At 34.1% G+C, this 25,160-nt stretch carries 21 protein-coding genes and 2 pseudogenes; 7 read left to right on the top strand and 16 right to left on the bottom strand.

Features of this window, described 5'->3' with window-relative positions; genetic code table 11:
- Positions 1 to 498: 498 nt before the first annotated feature.
- Positions 499 to 682 (bottom strand): annotated as a pseudogene (locus HSISS3_RS12090) (transposase); the annotation flags it as partial.
- A 114-nt stretch (positions 683 to 796) separates the two neighbouring features.
- On the opposite strand from HSISS3_RS12090, the gene HSISS3_RS02645 reads away from it, so the two are divergent.
- The 3 genes from HSISS3_RS02645 to HSISS3_RS02635 all read left to right on the top strand — a co-directional run bounded on the left by HSISS3_RS02645 (position 797) and on the right by HSISS3_RS02635 (position 2,918).
- Entirely contained in the window at positions 797 to 1,018 is a 222-nt protein-coding gene (locus tag HSISS3_RS02645; protein WP_021151505.1) for a garvicin Q family class II bacteriocin, read from the top strand.
- Positions 1,019 to 1,092: 74 nt separating this feature from the next.
- Positions 1,093 to 1,356: a bacteriocin immunity protein gene (locus HSISS3_RS02640; RefSeq protein ID WP_051176068.1), complete on the top strand. Its 264-nt coding sequence runs from the start codon at positions 1,093 to 1,095 to the stop codon at positions 1,354 to 1,356.
- 605 nt (positions 1,357 to 1,961) lie between these two features.
- Positions 1,962 to 2,918, top strand: a complete 957-nt coding sequence (locus tag HSISS3_RS02635; protein ID WP_021151503.1) for an LPXTG cell wall anchor domain-containing protein — start codon at positions 1,962 to 1,964, stop codon at positions 2,916 to 2,918.
- Between the two features lie 729 nt (positions 2,919 to 3,647).
- On the opposite strand, the gene HSISS3_RS02625 is transcribed toward HSISS3_RS02635, so the two are convergent.
- The 6 genes from HSISS3_RS02625 to HSISS3_RS02600 form a co-directional block, all read right to left on the bottom strand.
- The gene (locus tag HSISS3_RS02625) at positions 3,648 to 4,052 is read right to left on the bottom strand and encodes a hypothetical protein (protein WP_042771724.1); all 405 of its coding nucleotides are present in this window, start codon (positions 4,050 to 4,052) and stop codon (positions 3,648 to 3,650) included.
- On the bottom strand, positions 4,043 to 4,732 hold the full coding sequence (locus tag HSISS3_RS02620) for a hypothetical protein (protein WP_021151502.1): 690 nt from the start codon (positions 4,730 to 4,732) through the stop codon (positions 4,043 to 4,045). Before HSISS3_RS02620 ends, HSISS3_RS02625 begins: the two co-directional genes overlap by 10 nt.
- Positions 4,726 to 5,358, bottom strand: coding sequence for a hypothetical protein (locus HSISS3_RS02615; RefSeq protein WP_021151501.1), 633 nt, complete (start codon positions 5,356 to 5,358; stop codon positions 4,726 to 4,728). The genes HSISS3_RS02620 and HSISS3_RS02615 overlap by 7 nt, the downstream gene beginning before the upstream one ends.
- Positions 5,358 to 6,155 carry a thioredoxin family protein gene (locus tag HSISS3_RS02610; RefSeq protein ID WP_021151500.1) on the bottom strand — a complete coding sequence of 266 codons (798 nt, stop codon included), beginning with the start codon at positions 6,153 to 6,155 and terminating at the stop codon, positions 5,358 to 5,360. The genes HSISS3_RS02615 and HSISS3_RS02610 overlap by 1 nt, the downstream gene beginning before the upstream one ends.
- Before the next feature lie 72 nt (positions 6,156 to 6,227).
- On the bottom strand, positions 6,228 to 6,590 hold the full coding sequence (locus HSISS3_RS02605) for a hypothetical protein (protein WP_021151499.1): 363 nt from the start codon (positions 6,588 to 6,590) through the stop codon (positions 6,228 to 6,230).
- A gap of 17 nt (positions 6,591 to 6,607) precedes the next feature.
- Positions 6,608 to 7,516 (bottom strand): replication-relaxation family protein, encoded by a 909-nt coding sequence (locus HSISS3_RS02600; RefSeq protein WP_021151498.1) that lies wholly within the window; start codon positions 7,514 to 7,516, stop codon positions 6,608 to 6,610.
- Between the two features lie 1,038 nt (positions 7,517 to 8,554).
- On the opposite strand from HSISS3_RS02600, the gene HSISS3_RS12230 reads away from it, so the two are divergent.
- Positions 8,555 to 8,722: a hypothetical protein gene (locus HSISS3_RS12230; RefSeq protein WP_021151497.1), complete on the top strand. Its 168-nt coding sequence runs from the start codon at positions 8,555 to 8,557 to the stop codon at positions 8,720 to 8,722.
- A 36-nt stretch (positions 8,723 to 8,758) separates the two neighbouring features.
- On the opposite strand, the gene HSISS3_RS02590 is transcribed toward HSISS3_RS12230, so the two are convergent.
- The 4 genes from HSISS3_RS02590 to HSISS3_RS02575 all read right to left on the bottom strand — a co-directional run bounded on the left by HSISS3_RS02590 (position 8,759) and on the right by HSISS3_RS02575 (position 14,600).
- A complete protein-coding gene (locus HSISS3_RS02590; RefSeq protein WP_240472094.1) occupies positions 8,759 to 11,587 on the bottom strand; it encodes a hypothetical protein in 2,829 nt (942 codons plus the stop codon).
- A gap of 221 nt (positions 11,588 to 11,808) precedes the next feature.
- Positions 11,809 to 12,297 (bottom strand): hypothetical protein, encoded by a 489-nt coding sequence (locus HSISS3_RS02585; protein ID WP_042771718.1) that lies wholly within the window; start codon positions 12,295 to 12,297, stop codon positions 11,809 to 11,811.
- Positions 12,298 to 12,371: 74 nt separating this feature from the next.
- Positions 12,372 to 13,703: a hypothetical protein gene (locus HSISS3_RS02580; RefSeq protein ID WP_021151495.1), complete on the bottom strand. Its 1,332-nt coding sequence runs from the start codon at positions 13,701 to 13,703 to the stop codon at positions 12,372 to 12,374.
- Positions 13,704 to 13,844: 141 nt separating this feature from the next.
- On the bottom strand, positions 13,845 to 14,600 hold the full coding sequence (locus HSISS3_RS02575) for a class I SAM-dependent methyltransferase (RefSeq protein WP_021151494.1): 756 nt from the start codon (positions 14,598 to 14,600) through the stop codon (positions 13,845 to 13,847).
- A 411-nt stretch (positions 14,601 to 15,011) separates the two neighbouring features.
- Between HSISS3_RS02575 and HSISS3_RS02570 the strand changes: the two genes are divergently transcribed.
- The gene (locus HSISS3_RS02570) at positions 15,012 to 16,169 is read left to right on the top strand and encodes an IS110 family transposase (RefSeq protein WP_042771716.1); all 1,158 of its coding nucleotides are present in this window, start codon (positions 15,012 to 15,014) and stop codon (positions 16,167 to 16,169) included.
- Between the two features lie 694 nt (positions 16,170 to 16,863).
- On the opposite strand, the gene HSISS3_RS12085 is transcribed toward HSISS3_RS02570, so the two are convergent.
- Positions 16,864 to 17,226 (bottom strand): hypothetical protein, encoded by a 363-nt coding sequence (locus HSISS3_RS12085; protein ID WP_042771714.1) that lies wholly within the window; start codon positions 17,224 to 17,226, stop codon positions 16,864 to 16,866.
- A 363-nt stretch (positions 17,227 to 17,589) separates the two neighbouring features.
- Here HSISS3_RS12085 and HSISS3_RS02560 point away from each other — a divergent pair.
- Both HSISS3_RS02560 and HSISS3_RS02555 read left to right on the top strand, forming a co-directional pair.
- Positions 17,590 to 18,332 (top strand): annotated as a pseudogene (locus HSISS3_RS02560) (response regulator transcription factor).
- A gap of 9 nt (positions 18,333 to 18,341) precedes the next feature.
- On the top strand, positions 18,342 to 19,649 hold the full coding sequence (locus HSISS3_RS02555) for a sensor histidine kinase (protein ID WP_021151491.1): 1,308 nt from the start codon (positions 18,342 to 18,344) through the stop codon (positions 19,647 to 19,649).
- 238 nt (positions 19,650 to 19,887) lie between these two features.
- Here HSISS3_RS02555 and HSISS3_RS02550 read toward each other — a convergent pair whose 3' ends face one another.
- The 4 genes from HSISS3_RS02550 to HSISS3_RS02535 form a co-directional block, all read right to left on the bottom strand.
- Positions 19,888 to 20,454: a hypothetical protein gene (locus HSISS3_RS02550; protein WP_021151490.1), complete on the bottom strand. Its 567-nt coding sequence runs from the start codon at positions 20,452 to 20,454 to the stop codon at positions 19,888 to 19,890.
- Positions 20,455 to 20,882: 428 nt separating this feature from the next.
- The gene (locus tag HSISS3_RS02545; RefSeq protein ID WP_021151489.1) at positions 20,883 to 21,788 is read right to left on the bottom strand and encodes a DNA/RNA non-specific endonuclease; all 906 of its coding nucleotides are present in this window, start codon (positions 21,786 to 21,788) and stop codon (positions 20,883 to 20,885) included.
- A gap of 118 nt (positions 21,789 to 21,906) precedes the next feature.
- Entirely contained in the window at positions 21,907 to 22,890 is a 984-nt protein-coding gene (locus HSISS3_RS02540; protein WP_021151488.1) for a tyrosine-type recombinase/integrase, read from the bottom strand.
- Between the two features lie 190 nt (positions 22,891 to 23,080).
- The gene (locus HSISS3_RS02535; protein WP_021151487.1) at positions 23,081 to 24,544 is read right to left on the bottom strand and encodes a replication initiation protein; all 1,464 of its coding nucleotides are present in this window, start codon (positions 24,542 to 24,544) and stop codon (positions 23,081 to 23,083) included.
- Positions 24,545 to 25,160: the final 616 nt, after the last annotated feature.

Below are 25,160 nucleotides of genomic sequence, written 5' to 3'. Positions count from 1 at the left end.
TACTCTAGAGTATAATCGTACTTTACGATGAATATTATATGATAATCAGAAACAATGAGCAGTGATGGACTTCTGTAATTTTAAAGTCTGTCATTGCTTTTTTATTTTATTAGCGAGTCAAAATAATAAAGTATTCTTCTCCTTCCTCTGTAAGGTTCACATAAAGAGATCGAACAGAAAGTATTAGTATTTACACATGAATGGTTAACCTAATATTTTTAGAGCATGTTCATGACCACATAGGTAAAGACACTTCAGTGTAAACGTTTTTGTGACATATTGAGTATGCCAGAGTTGCAACGAGACAAACTAAAATGAAAAGGAGATATTGACTATGATGACAGCAATGGAACAAAATGTATAATAAGAAATCAGATATAAATACTTAATATTATTGTAATTACAGTATATAATATCTCTGTTCTTATTTAAGATTCTATAGTTTTGATATTTAGTACAAGATGAGTATAACTGTAACATTACGATGGTTATTATTAACTATAGTGGGTTGATAAAAACTATGTAAGAGAGAACGAGATTCGTTCTCTCTTTATGTGTTCAAAGTGATGAGAATCTTAATTTTAAAGTTTTTGAAGTTACGAAATCCGAAAACCTACTGTTTGATGTCCTTGATAAGTTTATTGGTAGCTTCCAGTTTAGTGTTGAAATAAAAAGTGTCAATCAAGACCTAATTATAACATTTTAGGCAAAAACGTAAAATAATAGAAAGCTTGTGCTATACTTATCCCATCTTAAGAAATAGCTTAAGATAAAAATAAAAAAGGAGACAATAGTAATGAATACTATTAAAGACTTTAAAAGTCTAAACACTGACGTATTAGCTACTGTTGAGGGTGGCGTTTGTAGACCTGTTTTATATGGAGCAAATGGCTATGGTTGTCTAGATACTAGGACTCATCAATGGCGTTATGTCGTTACCACTGGAAATGTTCAAGCAACTGTTAACACAGTTGTTAATGGCTGGATGAGGTATGGACCATGGATTCCTCGTCCATAATTAAAGGTTGATCACTTACATAAGGGGACCATAAGCAGATGATAAGCACACATAGTAATAAAAAAGAAGTTAAATTGACAAAATTGCTTGATGATTGTCTTGATTCTAAATTGTCTCAGTCTGAAAGGGTGATTTTACAAAAAGCTAAAAGTGATTTAGAAAAAAAGAGTTCTTATTTTCCACGAATTGTAGCTGATTTGGAATCTTCACTTCGTCCTTTGGCAATTAATCAAAAGTTATCAGATAGTGTAAAGCTCCTCTATATGACAATTACTAGTCATGAATATAAAAATAAAGGACTTGGAATCGGTTTGATGAGTATTGGACAATGGTTGTGAGTTTATTTTAGATAAAAGAGCTATTCTCCATTTGTTGAGTGCGAACTTTATTTTATTCCAATATTATGAATTAGTTGACAATAACTTAAACTAATGGGATAGTAAGGCTGGTTAGTGTCATAAAGCGAAATGCAAACGTTTGAGACTATAGTAAGTCTTATTATATTAAAAGTTTCAAGCTGAGCTTGTTCAATGGTTGTGAAATGAGCATCATTGACAAGCTCTCTTTTGATGTCTTATTTTCTTTCTAGATAATTCTCGAAATCATACTCTAGTATATTTATTGAGAGCTTTGGTAGTATGAACGATAAATCCTTCTTTAGGTAATACCTTCTCGCTTAGAAACATTTATGTACAAGATTGAGACGCATTAATGAGAAAAGGTCGACAGTTAGAGTATCTATATTTGTAGTATCTTCCCTTAGCAAAGAATTCTAACTGATGAGGTTGTGTTCTGCCCCATTTATGATTAATCTTTGTTTTTTTTGCCCAAAAAGCACCTTTTGGGCAAAAAACTATACCTTTTAGGAAAAGAAGAAAAAAGAGAGTTTCTTTTATGATATAGTCTTAAGACAGGAAACTTAAAAAGTGAAAGGATGATAACTATGATCAAAAAGCAACTAAAACAGATAACAGTGTTAACAAGTATCTTATTTATAGCTAACTTTCCAAATGTTTTAGCAGATGAAACCAGTTCTATAGATCAAAAAACAGCGATTATAACTGAGGATACGGTTGGTCAAAATAATTCAACCGTTGATGAAATACCAGAAATTACTGAATCCACAGATAGTTTTACACAAGTACCCGCAGTCGTTTCTGAAGAGGCCACAAGTACTAATATGGAAACACCTGTTGCTGAAGAAGCGTCCGATATAGAAGCTGAAGCTGCTCCAGAAGTTACACAAGAGCAGTATCAAGAAAATGTAGAGAACTTAACTAAAGTTTCTATCAATGATGTATATCAAATGTTTACCCCTGATGAGAATAAACATCTTCTTTATGTTGGGCGTCCAACTTGTTATTACTGTCGCCAATTTTCACCAGAGTTGAAAAAATTAAATCAATTAACACCAGTTGAATACTACAATACAGATGGTGAAGATTTTGATAAGAATGCAAGTGATTTTCTTTTCGGTACTGTGGGTATCCCTGGAACACCAACTCTTATTCGTCTTGAAAATGGACAAGCTATCTCTGGCTGGGTTGGCGGCGGCGGAGCCGATGATATTTATCGCTATATGTTTAAAGATCTAGATAAAAAAAGTAGTGAGGTAGCTTTTACTGAGAGTAACGTAGGCAACAGCGAACAAGAAAAGCAACTCCCTAGCGTTGGAGAAAAAACCGAAGCTACTAACAAAAATACAGGTGTTAGCTATACTACTTTATCAATAACGCCTACATCTTCAAATGAAAAATCTATTGGTACGGCAATAGTTGCGCAGTCAAATAATCTTCCTAAAACGGGAGATAAGAAAGATTATTTGACAATTATTGGAGGTATTATGTTGCTGATAGTCTATGGACTACTTAAGAAAATTGATAAAAAGTATATCAGTTAACAAATAATCACTTGTTTTCAAGGGAGATCAAATGAACTTTCTATCACTTAAGACAAATTCTAGAGTTTATCAGTTTGCTCTTGAAGATATTTATTACATTAAGACAATCAAGGAGCATAAAATTGAAGTGGTAACGATTGATTGGTCTTATTCATTTTCTTCAATACTTATATTGAAAAGTGTAGGAGGTAACCATTATGAACAAAGTTTATTTTAAGAGATAAATTGTAAAACATAGTGCAACAAAAACTCTAAGCAGGCTCTGCCTGCTTAGAGTTTTTTGTGTTTAAAAGTTACACGATGTCCTACTCACGCGCGTGCTGAAAAAAAGTGATAGGCTATTCTACCCATCACTTGTTGTATGAATGGGGCCTTAAGGGATAGCTAGATGAACTTAGCAGCTCTCACTTACTAATTCAGACACGCAGAACAAACAACTCAATTTTACATACAAAAAAAGCGTAGGAGAATTTCCTACACTTCACGCTATGTTGAAATTTCACAGCGTTTCCATTAATCCTCAATGAGGTGATAACATGGAAAATGTGATTTTAATACTGTTATTATACTAAAAGTTTAATTCTTTATCAATAAAAAACATAAATATCTTTATATTTTGTGGTAGTGTAAAATAAGTTGTGTAAACACAAAAAGGAATAAATCCATTATAGTAGAGTTGCGAAACAATAGCAGCATCTTGAACCTCTCTACCATACCTATTAATTTTGCTCAAATCACTTTCACTAACAGACCGGTATTTGGGTGTTTTCTTGACTTTAAGCCACTTTTTATGCTAATATTTATATAGCGAGAGGATACGGTAGGACGTCTGGTAACAGAGCGTTCAAAGGTATCAGTTTCTGGTACGGGTGCGGTGCTACCTTCAGCTTCGAGCTGTAAAGAACCCTTACTGACATTGGTCCTCTCTTTTTTTATTTGCTCCTGACTATGTTCAGGAGCTTTTTTTGTATCCTCAATTTGATTGTGTAATCCTTGATTGGTTTCTGTTGCTGGTAATGTCTTTTCTTCCTCTTGTATCTCTTGGTTGTCAAACTTACTAGCTTTTAATACATCATTCCAATCCTGTTTAATTTCTCCAGGTTTTTCAGGAGGAAGATCTGCAACTAATCCCACTCCCTTCTCTCCCTCCGATGCTCTCTTAAAAGTACTTCACCAAATTGTACCCCACTATCCTCACTGACTCGTGCCTGGCAATCGACACAATACAATTCTCTAGCCAATCGCTGTTGTCGCCCACCTACATAGACCACCTCATCCATTCCAGGCAACATATAAGGTAGCATGGTATCAACCAGCTCATCAAAATGTGATTCATCGTTACTTAAAAAGAAACGTGCAGGATGGTCACTATTTTCAAAATCTCCAATGCCCACAAGACTATCATCTTCTGTCAAGAGATAGTAATAAGCAGCTGTGAGGTCTTCTGTGTATCGAAAGAATAAATGTGATTCATGACAAAATGGGCATGTTTTATACTTATGGCCAATGACTGATTTTAACCAACGTACAAGCAAATCCGATAAAGAAGCTTTGATACCCTTAAACCAGAACAAGATATTGGGTAGAATAAAACCAACAATTATAGGAATAACGGTTAGATTATTATCCACTACCAAAAGATAAAACTGGGACATGGCTGTTAATCGCAGGAACCAGACAATAGTATTAAGGAAGATCAGATTCGTGCCACTCAAAAAAGTACTGACTACTGTAGACTCTTTATTCTTCACAAAAGTAAGAGTGACACACTTGATAGCAAACATAACTACAAACAAAATGATATAGGCTAACATTCACTTACCTCATTTTCAAAATCAGTAAATTCAGAAGCTACTTCTCCTAAAAGAGAGATTAACTTAAAAGCACCCAAGGTATTATCTTGACTCAAGTTCGTAAGCATACGGTCAAGGGTTTTTAGACAACGTTTCTTCTCTGAGAGTTTCCGTCTATCCAATAAAGCACTATCTTCTAAGTCTTCTGTGTTACTAGAGGAACGTAGTTCATTTAGATCATAAATATCCCCAACGTCCAGTACTGACAATTTTCGAAGCACCCTAGAAACAACTAATGAAGAATAATTCTGCGCGTGCTCTAGAAGTTCAGCAGACTCTTTCAAATTTTGAATAATGGTGTCTCTTTTGGCAAGTTCTTCCTCATCTAAAAGTAAAGCATCCAGTGGGAAAAGTTGTTCCACGATTGTCTTTTGACCTGATACGACAGAGTTACTTTGTCTCAAACCAGTGCTAGGGACAAAATGCTTTCCGTCTACAACTATAAGTCTCTTTCCTAACCACTTGTCAACAATACAACGCTCACTAGACACTACAATACCATCCATACGTGTTCTCTGAATAGCAACCTCGTCACCTGCTTTTAGGTTGGCAATCCACTCTGAAATGTCTTTTTTTGATAAATACATTATTTTGTTTTCTCCTTTGCGACTGATACGATATCACGAATAGCATCCTCATCAAGACGAGGTGCAGCATGCTTCCCACTTGCCATTCGTTCAATCCGTTTGGACCATCCACCAGAATTCTTATCCTTATGATAAATAACTACTGTTGCTGCTTTTTCTACCCCCATAGCTTCAGCTAAATTCTTACCACTTTCATCAAGAACATTGACATAGATAATCTTGTTTCGTTCTTTTTTAGTTAAGCTCTTGTTGAGTACTGGAATTGATTTTTGACAGTAAGGGCAATCAGGTCTAAAGAACACATATATCTCTGAAGCTGTATTCTTCTTATAAGGAAAAATGACATTATCTTTCTTAAAGTAATCAAGTTGGTTTGATGTAATCCTCGTTGCGTGGAAACTTTGTTGTGTGAGTTCTTGGTCAAAAACTGAAGTAACCATACGATTGCTATAACTATATTCATTCTTAAAATTAGAAGTAAAACCTATCAGAATTACTGGTAACATAAATAACCCAAGAACAACTTTAGTCGATGTAAACTGATGAGCATGGTCCACACCTTGATATACGATATAAAAGGTCGTAAGAACCCAAGGTAAGATAATTCCAAAAAGCAAACCAAACCAATCAAATGGAAATGCATAGACCACCTTATGGTTCACTACAACTACCATCAAAATAGATAATATCACAAGGACCGCATAGCTAATATACCAACCCTTGTAAAGTGGATTATCCTTTAATTTTGGGAATGCATCACAGAGGGACTGCCAAGCAGATTCAATTTTTATTTTCATTAATTATCGTTACCTTTCAATCTTTTTTTATAGCCAAGAGAATGATGACATGTTGCAGTTGCTGCGCGTGATTTAATCTTTTTTTGCTGATAAGAAGGCATCAACCTTCTTGATAACCTCGTTGTGTGGAACAAATAACGTATAGAGTGTTGGGATGATTAATACGGTTTGTAAAATCATTTCCAGCACATTATTCAGTGTTAGCGAATGCCATGATAGGAAAAAAGTAACTACCGTAAACAAGTACAAAATAAAATATGTAACAAGAACTAGCCAAGCAATCGTTAAGAAAATAAAGTAGTTGATTTTACCGATAACTTCATCACTTACTAGGGCCAATCCTTTCAAAAGTCGTGGTCTTTTTACTACGATTACAACTACAAGCGAAACAACTAACCATACAAGTCTTCTTCCTAAGTATTCCAAATAATCCATTCACAAACTCCTTTACTCTATCTATAAACAATAATGAAATAATCATCAAAAGGGAGTTTGATTTTTTCTGGTAGAACTTCTTTTGAAAATACAATGATCATATGTTCATACTCTATTGAGAATTCTTCATAGAGACTAGTTAAGTGTGGAATCAAGTCATTTTTGATATATGCCATAGGTATCATAGGGTACTCTTTCAATTCCCAGGAGTCAGTTTCAACAACAGCTGATAACTGGAATTTATCATCATCTAAAGGTTCTGATATCTCCTTTACAAGATAATCTATTTTATGTAGTTCAGAAAAATCATAAGCCTCGCAATCACACCAATCTTTATGATTTGAAAACAGCTTTTCTTGAATGATTTCGACAATAACGTCAGAAGCATTTGTTGTTGTTTGACTGAACAAAGAAATACTTTTACGCTTTAACATGTCATGTCCAGTTACACCTTCAACCTCGACCTCATTTACATATTCCAAAAAGTTCATTAAACGTTTAGATACTTGCGTATTATCTTTACGGCTATTCTCGAAAACGAAAAATAAACTAGAATTTTCAAATGCTGGTTCTTCTGCGTAACCAAATATTTTAGAAAGTAGAATTGTTTGACGTTCTGTTGCTCGGTCATACTCAATAAAAAAAGGGTTATCGTTCACAAATACAACAGCATCAGGAACCATTAAAAGATTAACCCGACTAATAGGAAATACGACTTGTATGTTAAGGTCGTAAACAGACTTGTCTTGTTTTTTTAAGAAAAGCTTGTTTAAGATTTTAGCAACTAATCGTCTGGTCTCTAGATCATGAATATTTACGGTTTGAGGTTTCCCTCCTAAAAGATTATTACTGACAATGCTATATACTGACCTATCATATTCTGTCGTTGTCGTCAGCAACCGAATTTTATCAATCCCCTTAATCATAGTAAGCAACCAGGTACTAAAACCTTTGTTCAGATAATATATTTTTCTCTTACCGCTTCTAGCATCCGAACATGCTGAAATAGGATGATTAACCTTTCCAACAAGACGATAAAACCATGAATTAGGAGTTTTGGATTTTCGTGTTACTGCGGTATAAATGAGGTCAACGATTTCCTTATCAAAATAACCAAACCTTAGTAAGTGGTAAAAGATAATGAGCTCCTCTTCTGAAAACGACAGTGAGATCTTTTGATTTTTTGAAACAAAATAAGTAGCTATTTTATTTCTCTGGGTGTAATGAATTTTATTTTTTTATTTGAAATAAACGAGGTAAAATCTCTATTTTTTATATCTTGCATTTTGTAGTTCTAAAATAGTCAATCAATAGGGTATATAGTCTAGTCTTTTTTCGAAGAGTGCAGCTATTACTTTTAAAGTCGTGTTATGCCTTTACTATTGCCTTACACAAGTATTCTCTTATACCCGTAAAATGCTGATTGATACTTTCATCTCCTCTCATTCATATAATCGTAGTATGTTGCTATAACGATAACCCTATAAAATAAAGTTGATTCTAGCTATACAATGCTCGCTATTTACTCATTTATAATTTACGTGTTTCTAATGTTACCTTTCAACCCCATAAATACAGGAAACTCTTAGACTATTGTTCTCTGTATACTTTCATTCATAAAATCTGGGTATTACATAACACTCGCAACAACCGGTTTTATTAGGTTTTAAGTACTTATAAACTACAACTAGGATTCATTTATAATAGGTCGCTATAGTGTTCAGTATACCCAAGAATAGATTATTTTCAAGGGAGTGACATGGGTTGACTTTTAATGTTTTCACTCTATACTATTAGATATAATTAATAATTAAGGAGCAAATTATGGTAGGAAAAAACAAAAAACTGAATCAGATTTTATTAAGGAACTTGAAGCTTTAGAACAACAAAAGAGAGAAGCTACAGAGCAACTTAAAGCCTATCTAAAATCACAAACAGATAAACTAGGGCAAATCTATTTTGAATTGAAAAAACTAGAAAATCCAGATTTATCTATTGATGAGTTGGTTGTTGAAACACAAAATAAGGTTAAAGAAGTAAAGAAAGAAATTAAGCAAAGAAAAGCAGAAGAAAAAGAAAGAAAGTATGCTGAGAAAACTAACAAAGAAACGTATAATGACTCTAAAAATTAGAACAAAAGCAACGGAAATCGTTGCTTTTTACGTTATCTAAAAACCTTCTTCTTCATCAATAGCCATTTGTTCTACATTACTTTTTAAAGTTTTAGTTGCTTTCTCACGTGCTACACGAGATAGCTCTTGAGCTAATTCAAACTCTTGATTAGGTGCTTGAATATTTTGAGTATCAACTGTTTCAGGTGTAGAGGATGGAGCTAGGATCACTCTTTGAGAGATTTCTTTATCCTTCAACTCAACGATATCATTTTTGCTTTTTACAGTTTGTTTTTCTTCAACAACTGGAGGGATTTCAGAGATATCGATCTCCTCTTTTTGCTCAGTATCCTCTGTCGACTCTTCTCTAATTGAAGTGTTTTCTCTATGTTCTGTCATACTTTCGTTGACTAAGATTGTTCTTTTACCTGATGGGGAATCATCCTTTTTACCAACCGTATCATTTACATTACTATCAACATTTGGCACTTTAACATCCATGATTGCTTGCCATTCTTCTTCAGTAAAATCACTTTCATAGAGGTGGCTTTCAGACTCTTTTTGAGCATAATATTCTATCACTTCTGCTCTCCACAACTTGTATGCTTTTGCAATTTCCGGTTCTTCCTCTCCAAGCCCATAAACCTTATTGAAAGGTGTATGTGAGACGAAAGAGTCCTTTGAAATATCCATTTCAAAATGCGGAGATGTTGTTAAATAAATCATATTTGAGACTTCATCATCACTGACGATAACACCACCAACTTGGAACTTCTCTAGGTTATTTGCATCTCTAGCAGTGAAGTTATCTTCTTCTACTACTTCCTCTGAAGTCGCACTTGAGTTACCTTGATTCCCTGCTAAGAGATCATCGTTTGCTGCACGTTTGGTTTCTTTAAGAGCATAATGTTTTCCTCCTGATCGTAGATTAATGAACTCTACAACCTTTGTTGAGGTTTGTTGGAAGGTAAAGGCATTACGATAAGACATCTTGATTGCATCGGCTCCAGATTCGCCAATAGAATCCCTAATTTGTTCGTCATGTTGATAAGCATGCATAACTGGAACATGGAACTTACGAGACTCATCTAGGAAATTACTATCATTACCTGGCATCAAATAACCATTCTTTTCATCTTCATAAAAAGCAAAGAATGGAGACTTATCTGGGAGACGTCTTTGAGCAGCATTTTGCATAACCAATGTTACCATCTGTGCTACCATTCGAGACTTTTCTTTACCAAGAACACCTTTAGCAGAATTGACCAAAATCATCCCACCCGTTTTTAAAACTATATCCAAATCCTTGGTGCTTTGAGAGAAAAATACACGACGGATTTCTGGTGAAGATGATAGGTCATCAATGACTGCTTTTAGACCAGATACATTAGCATCAAAGGTATAATAATATTCCTCTGTGTACGAATTTAATTGATGAGCATTGATGAAATAATCATAAGAGCTTTGGAGGTTTTCAAGTTTATTCCTTTCATCATTAAATGCGTTAATAGCTTCATGAACATTCTCTGGTCTAAGGATAGTATCAAAGAGTTGTTCGTGTTCACGATTGTACTCTGATTCCTCTAACCACTTTTCTTTTTCATGCTCTAAGAACGCTTCATGCTTTTTCAACGTTTCTTCAAAAAGCCTTTTCTTTCGATTGAGTAATTGTTCAAAAACAGCAATATAGGCTTCAATCCAATCGCTAGAACGTAACATATTTGAGAATTCAGTTAGTGTTGGAGACTTACCTTTTAACATATAGTTGATTGGTGCATCTGGGATCAACGCTACCTCTTTAATGACAGTAATGATATTATCAGTAAGTTGTCCTTCTTGGTTAAGGAAGAAAGAAGAACCAGTCCCTGTTGGATCACTAAATCGTTTAAATAGGTCTCGAACCGCCCCTTTTACCTGAGTAGTATCTCCATCTAAAATATTAATTGCACCAGTTCCTGGGTTAGTAGGATCTAGAGTCCAAATCATTTCGTCGGGGAAGCCCATCTTATGAGCATACTTAACAATTGTGCCATACATTGAACCCGATGGTTCGGTCATATAAATACCATTTGTAAGCTCTGCAGCATAACCATTGTTATACCACTGTTCCAACAATTCACGTCTTTTTTTCTTCCGTTCAAACTCTGTGCTAAAGAATTCTTCTTCCAGTTCTTCATCTACTTTCATCAAATACTTACGATAGGATAGTAGATAATATTTCATATTTTCCATATCCTGTAGCATTGCTGGAATCAGAATCGTTGCCGATTTACCAGTACCAATCAAACCAAAGATAATGGTATGATAAGTCCTCTCATTAGCATGTAAAATCACTTGCTCTCCAGTTTTAGAGTTAAGCCCCATAACCAAATTCGCTTGACCTTTTTCATCTTGATTATGAACGATATTACTTAATACACTGTCTTGGAAATAACGTCCACCAAGCCATTGCTCTACAAGTTTCTCGTAGGTTTTTTCAGCAATTCCAGTCGCATAACTATTATAAAAAATAAGACCAATTGCTCCAATCGGAGTCAACAATAATAAACTGTTGAACCAGTCCGCTCCTATTAAAGGTTTGAGGGTATGATAACTTAAAACAATACCTGTCTGACTTCCATTTGGTATTGACCAGGGCATATATTTGAGATAATTATCTGCCACATCATACATACGATTAATAAGGGATAAGATAAAATTATTGATTGTTAGTACATATAATCCAGAAGATATAAGTACTGCTGCTAGTGCTGCTCTTATAGCATACTTACCAATAATCTTCTTTCGTTCTGCTCGTTTCAAGGTATCATATTTTTCAAATAACACGAAAATTTGACGACTTGTAACATTACTGTGCCATACACCAATGTATAAAACTAAAGCCATATTAACGAACAAAAATATAAATAAAGATATAAATACCCAATTAGGTAAACGCCATCTAAAGATAAACATAATAATATTGAAAGCAAATAATCCAAAAGATATATGATATACCCAATCAATATATTTTCGCCAACAAAACAGTAAGATATCTATCGTTCGCTTACCATTTGTATAATAACGATTAAAAAATAATTTCAAGATCTTCCGCATAAAGCACCTCTCTAGTAAGCAAACATTCTTTTCAAGACTTCCATAAATACAACAATAGCAATCGGACTTATTACTCCAAGTCTAATGAATAGATTTCGTCGAGGTAAGCTTGTTGTTTTCTTACCTTCTGTAATTAACCATTGATAGTGATATATGTATCCTTGTATGAAACCATATGCAGGCAATATTCCAACTGCAAGAATTTCTATTAGGGTAAAGACTTCTACGAAGCTAATCATAGAGAAGTCACCACTATGTGTGCCTCCCTTTGATATCATTGCGAGTCCATAGATGATGAAAATAGGGATAAATGTAACGATATATAAGAATAAAATTGATTTTAAGGCAAAATTTACTCCCATAATTTGTTTCTCTGGATTATTGATAGATTTAGCATAACTCCACCTACCGATACCGATGAAGACCAAGGTAATAGGTAAGACATACCGAAAAAAGACTATCAGATAATAGACAATAGCATTGATATTATGATGGTTCATTGCCCCTCCTTGTTAAATTTTTCTGTTCCGAACGTAAACAAAAAGTTCCCATTTCAGAGGGAACTATATGCGACTCAACTAGTAAAAAATGTTGATAAGATTTTACTGTTCACACGATTTGGATAGAAACTATTGAAACGTGATTTGATACGAAACAGACATTTTTTCTCTTCCGTATTCTGTGAATTACTGCTCACTTCTTCAGTTTTTTTAGCCACTCGACGCCCCCTGCTATTTGCGTCTACCCAGCGATAATGAGCATCTTGAATAACAACTGAAATTTCATCTCCTTGCTTAAAAGGAACTCGATTTAAAGAACCTGAGTCCTTCATTTTAATTTTTATACCTGGAAAGTCAACCAACTCTACGGTATGTAGACTCTGTGGATCAAAACTGATAAATCGCACTTTAAACAATCGTCCTATGACTTTCTTATTATCAATCATCTCAATCAAAGCATCTTGAGGTGCTTCTTCGAGAACTTTCATATCTCCCTCGATACGAATATAGTCATGGATAATGTGACGTTCTCTTTGATTTGGACTTGGTTTTTGGGTATTGGCCCCAGTAATTTTAAATTCCACCCTATCAAAGACTGACACTACTTCGTCTAGGTTAACAAATGAAGAATCACACTCATAACTTACCCTATGTTTTGGAATGAATACCGTTTGTAATTTTTTGGTCATAACCATGATACCTGCATTACTACCATTGTTAATCACGGCAGATACAATACCTTCATGAGTACGTTCCAAGATGTTTTTTCTATCTCGATTACGTGAAGAGTTATCTTTACTCTTTTCAATTTGCTGAAGAAGTTGATAATTAGTTAACCACTCAGCTAACTCAATACTACCTTCAACAACATAGTTTGATGGGTTATTAATAGTTAATTTATAATTGTCGATAGTTTGGATATGAATTTCAGTTAATTTGCAAGGGAAAATACGCCCAACCATTTTAAAGAAGTCTTTTGGTTGGCGGAAGCCTGATTCTGTTTGTTTAATATAAACTGTTGTTCCAGCAAGTTCTCCATTCTGAACACGCCCTACTAACATATCGCAGAATGCGACACCTTCACCGATAGGGCGACCATTTCTATTTCTCGGAATAAACGGCTGTGTTTCAAGTACATTCTCTACCACAACTGATACAACCTTATTAGTTGCTTGTTCTAACAAATACTCATCTTCAGTATTTCCGAGATCAATATATGGGAGTGTATAGTTTCGAATGATATCTGAAACTTCTTCTGGAACACATTCGATTTCTGGTTGCTCAAACCATTGTTCTTGTTCATCTTTCCTATCTGCAACAACCAATGTTTTAAATTTTTGCTCCCCTAAACTAGCATAATGGACGTTTTCATAACCGTCCTCTCTTATAAGTTTAAGTGCTTTCATATTTTTCTCCTTTAATGTCTTTTTTTACATTAAAAGCATAACAAAAAAGGTCACTACCTGTAAGATAGTGACCCCCCCTTGACTTTTGTTAATTCATTGCGATTAGAATTTCCTCTTGACTTTTTATATAGAATGTCTCCTTTATTTAGTGCTAACGACTGCAATGTAACGTAAATCCTTGCCAATTTTATTGAAAAAACTATACATTTTCGTAAATTGGGAACGATTTTCTTTTTGTAAGCCTCGGTATAGAATCTGACAAGTTTTTAAGAATCCTTCATCACGAATCATCCCTGACAATGACATCAAAGTCATGTTTCCATAGGTTGCTTCAACACTTGAAAAGCCGATTGCCTGAAAAAGTTCTTGCCAATGATTAACATGTAAAGGTTCAACATTAGCATTAATCGTTTGGCTTAACTGATGTAATTTTGCTTCTGCTTTATCAGAAACATAGGAAACATCATGTGTTAAAAGGCGTCCGCCTGGTTTCAAAACTCGTAGATATTCCTTAATCGCTTTTGCTTTGGCTTCTCCGCGAAGCATGGTTAACATCGCCTCATTAATGACAATATCAAATGAATTATCAGGGAATGGGAGCTTTAGTGCATTTCCTTGCTGAACGTGGATATGATTCTCAAGTCCTGCATTAGCAATGTTAACACGCGCTTTTTCCAGCGCCTTACTATCCATATCAACACCAATAATTTGACAACCATAAGTTTGTGCCAATTCAATTGATGTGGTACACATATTGCAGGCGACCTCTAAAACCTTACTGTCTTTGGAAAAATTTCCCTGTTCAACCAACCAATTAGTAGCTTTTACGCCTCCTGGGCGCAAGCGTGTTTTTCCTAACCTAGCCAAAAAATGATGTCCGATTTCTTTTTTAGCCATATCTATGTCTCCTTTCGGATGTAAAGCTTATCTTTATAGCGACTAATCGCTATAAACCTTATTTTAGCATAAATTTTGATTCTCTTGTAAAAACATAAAAAACCAGAACCTCGGTTCTGGTTAACTTGTATTACAAGTTTTTCTTATATTTATATTAGTGGGTAGCTCCCGCTAGTATAAACCCTTTCTTTAATTATTTTTTAGATTTGTTTTATACTTCGTTCAGCGCTGTGGATTAGTACCATGTTTTAATCGCTTTGACGATTTAAAGGAGACTCTAACCACAGCTCTTTGTTTTATTGGTAATGAGAATGATAACGCTTGGACGTTTTATTTCGTGTAAGAATACAAGGCAAAGAGTGCGTGGAACGAACAACAGCTGCTAATCACTTGGAAAGGAATCAGAAACTTATGTTCTATGTTGGTATTGATATCGCCAAAACCAAACACGATTTAGCTTGTATGGATGAAACTGGAGAAACAGTAATCACTAACTTTAGATTTGCCAATTCTTATCAAGGTTTTCATCAGCTGAAAATAAAGCTAGAACAGCTATCTCCTATCACACAAGATGTCCAGATTGCACTTGAAAGTACAGGGCACTATAATTACAATATTGTCGCTTTCTTAAGAGAGATAGGCTACAACGTGTTTGCTTACAACCCTTTTATTATTAAGCAATTTGCCAAATCACAATCCCTTAGAAAAACTAAGACAGATACGAAATACACTTTATTAATCGCTCGTAAGCTACGCTCTGACGTCACTCCTGATTATTATCAGACAGATAAAGTAATGGATGAATTAAAAGAACTCACACGCTATCAAAATCGCTTAATTCAGTCCCGCTCTAAATGCAAGAACTTATATATCCGATTACTTGACATTATCTTTCCTGAGATTAATAGCTACGTTAGTAATCTTCATAGTCATTTTGTCTATGAGTTATTGACTAAGTACCCTTCTGCTCAAAAGATAGCTCGTGCTAGAGTCTCATCGTTACTTAAAATCAAACGGCTAACCGCTGATAAAGCTCATCAGATACAAGAGATAGCCAAACAAACTATTGGTAATACTTCTACCGTGTTATCCTTAGAATTAGTGCAATTAATTGAAAGCATTAAACACTACGATAAGCAAATTAACCAAGTCCAAGAAGAAATTAACCTCTTGATGATTGAGTTGAACTCTCCTATTACTTCTATTCCTGGAATTGGAAGTCGCCTTGGTGCAATTATTCTAGCTGAAATGAAGACTATTCATAATTTCAGAAATCCAAATCAGCTTCAAGCCTTTTCAGGTTTAGACCCTGCCATTTACCAATCAGGACAGATGGATAATACCGGTCATATGGTAAAACGAGGTTCCTCTTATCTAAGGTATGCCCTAATACAAGCTGCCAAGCTCATCTCGATTTACTCACCTCATTTTAAAGCCTATTTAAAGCTAAAAATCAGTCAAGGAAAACACTATAATGTAGCTGTGACACTTGTTGCCAAGAAGCTTATTCGTGTCATTTATCATCTCCTCAAAACCAATCAAACCTTTGATGAGGCTAAACTAAGATAAAAATACAGAAATCAAGAATGATTTTTAAAACTTGCTCCAGGGCAAGATTTTTTGCGTGTCTAAAATTAAGCTTTTAGACTAAAAGGTGTAAAATAATAAGTCCATCCTCCAGACGATTGAGTAACTTGCATTCAAGTTTATCGCAGTGGTGTTTTTTATTTTTTAGAATTTCCTCTTGACTTTTTATATAGAATGTCTCCTTTAATGTCTTTTTTGACATTAAAAGCATAACAAAAAAGGTCACTACCTGTAAGATAGTGACCCCCCTTGACTTTTGTTAATTCATTGCGATAAGAAGCCCGACACACAACACTACAATTGGTGTAATTAAGGCGAAAATTGAAAAGATTTTCTTGGCGATACCAATGGTAACATATAAGAAACTCGCTAATGTTAGTAATAGAACCAAGATCATAAACATAATTCTCACCCTTTCTTCTGGCTCTGTTTTAATTATTATTATATAGATTTTTGATATCAATGCAAGGCTAGAGAGCAACAAATGTAAAGATAACTGATTATAAACTACTTTTTCCCTTTGGAATAATACTTCGCTTGGGTGGTAAACCCAATCTAATATAATACTTTAGAGGGACTTTGGGATACATCACTAAAAACTTTTAAGAACTACTAGTGCAGCCCTGAGGTTTTCAAAAGACAATAAAACTCCAACACTGATTAATGTACAGGTAGGTTAGTGCACCTTTTCGATATTAAAAAAGTAATCTAGATATCCACTAATGACATTAGTAAATCCTGCTAATGACTTTTTTATATCAATAACACCTAAGAGTTCGAGATGTTCATTGAATATTCTTTTATAATCAATGTTTGGTATCAATAAAATAATTTGTGCACTAACGTTACACCGCCTAATTTTTTTGACTTTTTTCCCATAGTTACATCCATGTGTAAGTGTGATAAAATATAGACAATTGGTTGCTGTAGTAATTCTTAATGAATTAAATTGATTACTAATTTTAACTTTCAACTTATATTTTTTTATATACCTTTTTACAGTAATCAACAACCAAAAGTGCTTTACAATATTTAGCATGCTTCTCCTCCAATTTCTATTCCTATTATAGCTTGGTTATATCGTTTAATTAGTCGAATATCGTAAACGGTTCATTTATTGTCATCTACGATAAAAATATAGCGATGATGATTGTTTCTAGACTATTTACGACTTATCGGTTTTATTACTCCAATCACTACTTATACAATATTAACTTGGAGAAGAAATATGGATTTTTATTTAGATGCCATAGAAATGCATTAATTACCCCTAAATAATATCATTCTTATCTAAAACAACAAGTCATATAATTTTTAATTTTGGAAAAGATCTCAATGTCTTTTGTTTTAGGATAAGGAAGATACAGTTACTAAATATTTTAGCGAATGAGGAGTACACTAATTGTTAAATATTTTTATTTTAGAAGACGAATTTTTACAACAAACACGAATAGAGACTGTTATTAAGGATGTTATTTCAAAAAATCTCTAAAATGTAAAGGACCTGAGATTTTTGGAAAACCTAGCCAGCTACTTGATGCGATTACCGAAAGAGGTTCTCATCAACTTTTCTTTTTAGATATTGAAATTAAAGGAGAAGAAAAAAAGGGGCTAGACATTGCAAAAGAAATTCGGAAAAAAGACCCTAATGCAACAATTGTTTTTGTAACAACACATTCAGAATTTATGCCAGTCACTTTTAAATATAGAGTTGCTGCACTAGATTTTATTGATAAAGCTTTGGATGATGAAGAGTTTTATGAACGTGTTCTTTTAGCAATTGAATATACCATGGATAAAATGGGTGCCACTATTGCCCAAGATTCATTTACTTTTGAAACAGCTACGGCTCAAGTTCAAGTTCCTTTTAACAATATTTTATTTTTTGAAACATCTCCAACAATACATAAAGTTATTTTGCATACTAAAGAAGAACGCATGGAGTTCTACGCCAGTATTTCAGAAGTTGAACGAGCTGATGACCGCCTATTTCGATGCCATCGTTCATTTATCGTTAATCCTGAAAATATCGTTAGGATCAATAAAGAAGATAAAATGGTAATGTTTGAAAATAATAATGAATGTCCCATTTCGCGTACGAAATATAAGGGCCTCCTAGAAAAAGTTAAATCTCTGAAAAGCTAAGGTGTTTCTATGGATATAGTTATAAATTTATTGCTGTTCTATTCTAAGATGTTAGTAGCATTGTTACTGTTTCAACAGGTTAGTAACCAACCAATCAAACCTTTGTGGTGTATTATTGGTCCATTTTTGTATGTTCTACTCCTCATCATATGTCCTCCTGTTGGGTACTTTACTTTCTTTTTTACCTTTATTGCTTATAACATATATCAAAATAAGTATGGTAGTAAAACACTTGATATTTTTTATGGCTTGTACCCCGTTATCGTTGAAAGCTTGCTAGGTAGAATGTTAGCATTCTACGTTTTCCCTCTACTAGGAGTCTCTGTCTTCAATGAAGTCAAACTAAGTTGGTATGATATCTTAATTGAATTACTGGTTTTCCCTCTTCATTTACTCATAGTAAAATCTCTTAGGTTAGATTTTAACGAAATAAAAGAAGGTTTCAAGCGTTACTATTTCAAGTATTTATTGTTACTGATCAACATCTCTATGTTTGTATATATGCTCTTAGTTTCTATACTTGTTATTTATAGAGACAAATTAGCTGATGCAGATAATTGGAGAGGACATATTAATAACTTTTATATTGTTCTGTTTTTTGTAATGCTACTCTATCTCAATGCAATTTCAAAAGAAAAACTAGAGAAGGAAATAATTGATCAAAAAGATACTCAATTAAATGAACTATCTATTTACAGCCATCATGTTGAATCACTTTATGAGGAAATTAGAAGTTTCCGTCATGACTACATTAATATTTTGACCAGTCTAAAATTAGGAATTGATAATCAAGATATTGAAGCTATTAAAACTGTATACAATGGTGTACTTAGAGATAGTGCAAACCAATTCTATGATAGTAAGTTTGATATTGCTAAACTTAGTAATATTAAGAATGATGCTATCAAAAGTATTCTTTCCGCTAAATTACTTGAGGCACAAAATAGGGGAATTTCAATTTCTGTTGAGATTGACGAACCTGTTAGTAATTTTAGGATAGAATTACTAGATTTCATAACTGTTCTTTCTGTCCTTTGTGATAATGCCATTGAAGCCACCATTAAAGCCACAAGTCCTAGAATGACTGTTGTTTTCATAAACAATGATGATTCATTGGTACTTATCGTTGAAAATAGTATAAAATCAGAAAAAGTGGATGTTAGTCATATTTTTGCTAGGGGGTACTCTAGTAAAGGGGAAGGAAGAGGCCTTGGGTTACATAATGTAAATAGCGTATTGGAAAAATACCCTAAATCTACGATTACCACTCGTAGTGCAAATCATCTCTTTTCTCAAACTATCAGATTTTGTGAATAAGTGTCGGCTTTTAACTTTAACCTCTTTAATCGACTTAGGTTTTGCCGTTGAATAGTCTGTTTCTAGTATTTTTTGCTACATAGCTTAATAATTTTTGGGACCACTAGCTGTGCTAGTGGTTTTCGTAGGACCCAAAAAGACAGTAACTTCAGAATAGTTACTGTCTTTTTTATTTCATGTTTATCTTAAAGCCTTGATAGACTTGAAAAGTGGTTTATAAAGACTTCTTAATACTTTATCAATGCCCTACATCTGAATATGAAATATAATAACGTTGCCCATCTTTGACAAAACTATACCAGTTTCCATCAGGTAAAATTTCATATTTATCCCAATCAACATCACCTGCAGGCATTTTAGAAACAACCCCACTGTCTTTATCTGGTGCAGCATATACAGGGGTTTCCTCATCAAGTGTCAATGTTCCAGAAGTAGCTGTCCAAGCACCTCGACCACCTTCAACTCCCCCAACTTGAGAAGCTGGTGTTGTTGCTTCAGCCACTTGCCCAGCATCTGTAGTGCCTGCTTGAGCTTGTTCTTGAGAGGAAGCTTTAGGCGCTACTGCTGAAGCCTGATTGTCATTTTCTTCATTTGAAACTGCTGAAGTTGATGATTGGACTGATTTCTTATCCTTCTTAACAGCTTTACTTGAGCTTGAAGATGATTTCTTAACCGTCTTGGCTGGGCTACTACTTGTGCTAACACGCGCTGACTCATGACTATTAAACTTAGTCACTAAGAAGATAGCGAGGATAACTACAATAATAGCTGATAGGATACCAATGAGTTTAGTTGTTGTTTTCATGATTGACGTTCCTTTTCTTATGATTTACAAGATTAGTATAATATAAAGACAACTAAAGTTTCATTGAAGTCATAAACTGTAGTTTTTTCGTCATAAAAGGACAACATTTTCTATTTTTAGCGTCTGTTTTAAATGATAGTCTTTAAATCGTATTGACAAAGAACAATTAGGATACCTCCCTAAACTCTCTCGAACAGCGGACAAACCTATATCATGTCGATCCCCTTTGCTTTAGTAACTGAGTTTAAAGATATGGAGTACATTGATAGATTCTACTGCTCTCCAAACCAGATTCAATAGTATTATCCCTTTAAATTAGAATAAAAATTCTCCATTATATCAACAAAAAAGAGGCTATACCCCCCCTTTTTGTTGTTCAAACGCTTACGCTGATTCTTATTTTAGCATAAAACATTCTATAGTCAATGTTAGTAATTACTTGTGGCTGTACCATCTAAATAGTTAATGTTAGCATTCTTTGAAACGTTCTGAAGTGTGACCGAACTCACATTTCCATCACTTGTTGCTAATCCTTCTTCTGATAGTTCAACTCCATACTGTGAACCATTTTCATCAAAGGACGTCCAGTAAAGCGTTACAGTCCTAGGTACTAACTCATTGTCAGTATAGTTTGCAACAACACAATAATCTAAGTACATATTTGGGTTTTTCTTCAACCATTTGGCTAGTGCATTTTCGTAGTATAGCATACCGTTTGGATTATTAGCATCCGTTTTACTATCAGACATCGTTCCTGCATTCAAATAGCGTGTCATAGGTACTAGATTTTTTATTTCAGAATTCAATCCAGAAAACTGATAACCAATAAGATGGCCACGATTCATCAGATAAGCTTTTTTGACTTTTCCGTGCTCATCTTCATACTTAAAACGATAGTTATGCCAACCGACTGGATCAACATTTATTTTACTTTCCCTATCATCTTGTGGTTTGTCCGAATACTTTAGTCTGATGTGCCCATATGTTGCTCTACCAAGACTATCCAAATCTCCATTGACCATTAGCTTATGGTTTTCAAAAGGCAATGGACTATAGCTAAAAGCATCAGACTTTCCACCACTTGTTTTAGAAGAACTGTTTCCTGTTTCCGAAGATTCTGACTTGGGAAAAAATTTCCCAAATAATTTTCCGACATCACTTGAATTGGCATGCTCTCCTTTACTAATAACATTAAAGCCACTAGATAAAATACCAGGTACATTAATTCCTTGGGACATACCATATCCAGCTATACAAAACATAACAACAATAGCTATCGGTATCCAAATCAGACTGCCAAGACAACCTCTTTTTTCATTGTTTTTTCTAAGCATAAGACCTCCTTAATTCTCTATAAATTCATTATAGACTTAGGAGTCACTATTCGTAACCCAGTGACATAAAAAAGGCCTTAAGTAGCCTTTTGACTAATCTTGAGACAAGTTCACACGTTCAATCAATAAATCTTATAAGGTGATTCTTATCTAAACTATATCCTTGTATTTCAGCAACTTTCTTAATATCTCCTGTTTCTTTATAAACCATAGAGGCATGGCTGTCTTTTAAAATGCTAGGAGTGATTACCTTACCATAAGCACGTCCAATGTTCTTTGCCAAATGACCTATTGTATTTCTCCCCATAGGCTTTTTCAACATGGTTAAAAATAATGACGGTATAGAAGGGTCTAAGTCCCAGCGTCCACGTCGTTCCTTAACAAATGGAGCTATATAAGGAATTGTGAAAGGAAGAAAACGGATAAATTGTTTCTCATTGTTCCTAACAACCCAAATTCCTTTTTTTCGCATGTCAATATCCCTTACTGTCAAGTTAACAACTTCTTGAGTACTTGCTCCAGTACCAATTATGATCGCAAATATAGCAATATTTCGCTCTTTCTCCTTTTCCCAATTATCAGCCTTTTTCTGAGTTGGTAGAGTTGTAACATAACTGTTTGCCATGAAATCAAGTAGCCCTTCAAGCTCTTGCTGCGTATACAAAATAGTCTTTTTCTTTGATTCGGAATATATTATGTTGTGGTAACTCTCTTTATAAACAATCTTCCATTCATTAAACACGTTACGATAAAATAACGGCATTCCTCTCTCAATTGTAAAGGAGGTATTCGTAAGATAATTCCAAAATGCTGCTAAAGTATAGAGAATAAATCTTTTTCCTGCTGGTTTCAGACGTAAATTTGCCAAATAATTTTGAACAAATTCTCGTGGTAATTTTTCTAAGTCTGTCAATGATAGGGAGATACCCTCTTTATCAATCGTAATTGCATAGCTATTTAAAAATTTCTGGATTACTGACAAACGTTCAACCATTTTGGGAGAAGGCTCTTCGACATCTACTTGAAGGTAAGATATATACTCATCTATAATATCTGGTAATTGCCTTCTGAGTGCTAGATATTTATCTTTCTGTTTTGACATAATTCTCCTCCTCTCAATAATGATAGCAATTAACTACAGGTTTACCACTTATATTTTTAAACCTATTATATCATACAAGATTGCATGTTGATTTTAGATTTAACTAGTATAAAAAATCTCTAAAACAAAATAGCGATACATCGTGTATCGCTATTATATATATAATATATTTTCAAAAACATATCTGAAGTTATACTTTAAAATAATCAAGTATCTCAGTCAAAAGTTGTTCTCTTGTCTCTTCAAAATGACTATCAGACAGTGACTCTAAACCTTTATCTTTAAGTTCCCACAGCTTTTCTTGCAACAGTTTATCTGCTAAATGTTTAATATCCGCCTTATTCTCTTCGTCAGGCGTCTTTGAGAGTTCTATTTTAATTGCTGCTTTAACTGCTACTACTATTAGTCCTAAACGGTCTTTGTCATTCGTTCCATTTTCATAGTTTGGCTCAGACCAGTCTGGAACATTTGAAGGACGATTATCCTTATTAGTTGGATGACTATCTCTCAAATCTGAAAGTTTTGTGTACCCTGCTACTTCCCATTTATTGAGCAACGTTCTTGTCCAACCGAAAGTACGGTTTGCATCACTTCCTGTTCTTTCCAACGCCTCAATAACTAGTTCATGGTCCATTGTTTCAAGCCAACGTTTGAGTTGATTTTTATTATTGTAGTTGTCAGCTTTGCTCCCTTTAGGAAAAACAGTGTAGAATTTCTCCATCACGATAGCCATCTTACGTTTGAAGTCTAACTCCTTCTTCTTCTCAAAGGTAATGACTTTATCGTTTGTTGCAACAATACGTCTCAAATCGTCATCGAACGGTTTAAACCTAAATATATAGTGGGTAATTGATTTTCCTTTTTTGATTCGCTCTACTGTTAAATCCTGTATGACAGGAAGCCCATGCTCATCAACTAATAGCGTATTGATTTCATCCAACGCTTGCTGCAGCTTAGTACCTTTCGAACGAAGTAAACTTGGACTATCCAAAATCAAAACTTCTTGCTCCAGTTCTTCAGCTGTATCTTTTACAAAGCCTGTTTTACGCCAGTCTGCTAAATGTCTAAATAATCGTTTAGAATACTTACTCTTCAATAGGTTATGGTAATCACGTCCATACTGAATGTACTTAGCTTTTTTACCCCACTCTGGGTTATTGAAAAGGTCCTTAACTGTACGCTTGACCGCTACTTTTACTTTTAATCCATCTTCTGTAGTTACTTCATCATATTCAGTATATTCCGCATCAGACAAGTGGATTTTAATCAGTTTATTTTCGTGGTCTACTCTAAAGGTCTTGAACAGTGGGATGGAGGTATAAGAGACTACCTTACCATCGACAACCTTTTCGGGATGTCGATATACAATTTTAGTCATTCTTTCCTCTAGTTCCTCAACTGTAGTTTCAAATCGCTTACCAGTCCTAGGAACAATTTTTTGTTCCCTAGAACTGTAAAATGTATTTCCTGCTAGCATTGCCAGACTCGAATAAGAAAAGATTGCTGCTTCGTTTTCGTCATAAACATCTCGCAACTCACCAAATATAGAATAAATCATGTTTTCTTGAAGAGGTGAAAGGTCTCCCAGCTGAAACATTTGGGTGAACTTATTATCATATTTGATGATTTCTCTGAACTCTCTATTCTCTACCAAATGCTTCTACCTCTCTTAGTTCATTCATCATACATTTTGGTCGTATTTTAAATAAAAGTAATTATTTTACTACAAGCTAATTACTCACTGCAATATGTGACAGGGTATAAATATATTAATTTACAACCCTTTTGTATGACATTATATCACTAATATTCTGATTTTCATAGTATTTTTTAAAATTTACAACCCTTTTGTAGGATATACATACAATTTTATATGACATACATGCATTTTTGTAGACTTAACATACAACTTTATAGGACATACCTACCAATTTGTAGGATACACCTGCAATCTTATATGACATACATACATTTTTGTAGACTTAACATGCAACTTTGTGTGTCTTTCATGCAAAATTATATGATATACCTACCAATTTGTAGGATATACATACACTTTTATATGATAAAGGTAGGCTTAGCTCAATAATAGCAAGGGTTTCAGGAGTTCTACTACTTAAACTATAATTAACTACTTAGTTACTATTATTAACCACTTAATACTACTTAATACTATTTAAACTATTATTACTAAAACAAAATTAATAATACTAAGCTTTAGAACATCACTATTTTCTCTCTTAATTATATTCTAAAATACAACAAAACAA

Origin of the sequence: Streptococcus sp. HSISS3 (assembly GCF_000448605.1) — a bacterium.
Lineage (GTDB): Bacteria > Bacillota > Bacilli > Lactobacillales > Streptococcaceae > Streptococcus > Streptococcus raffinosi.
This window is presented reverse-complemented; position numbering and strand designations above follow the sequence as displayed.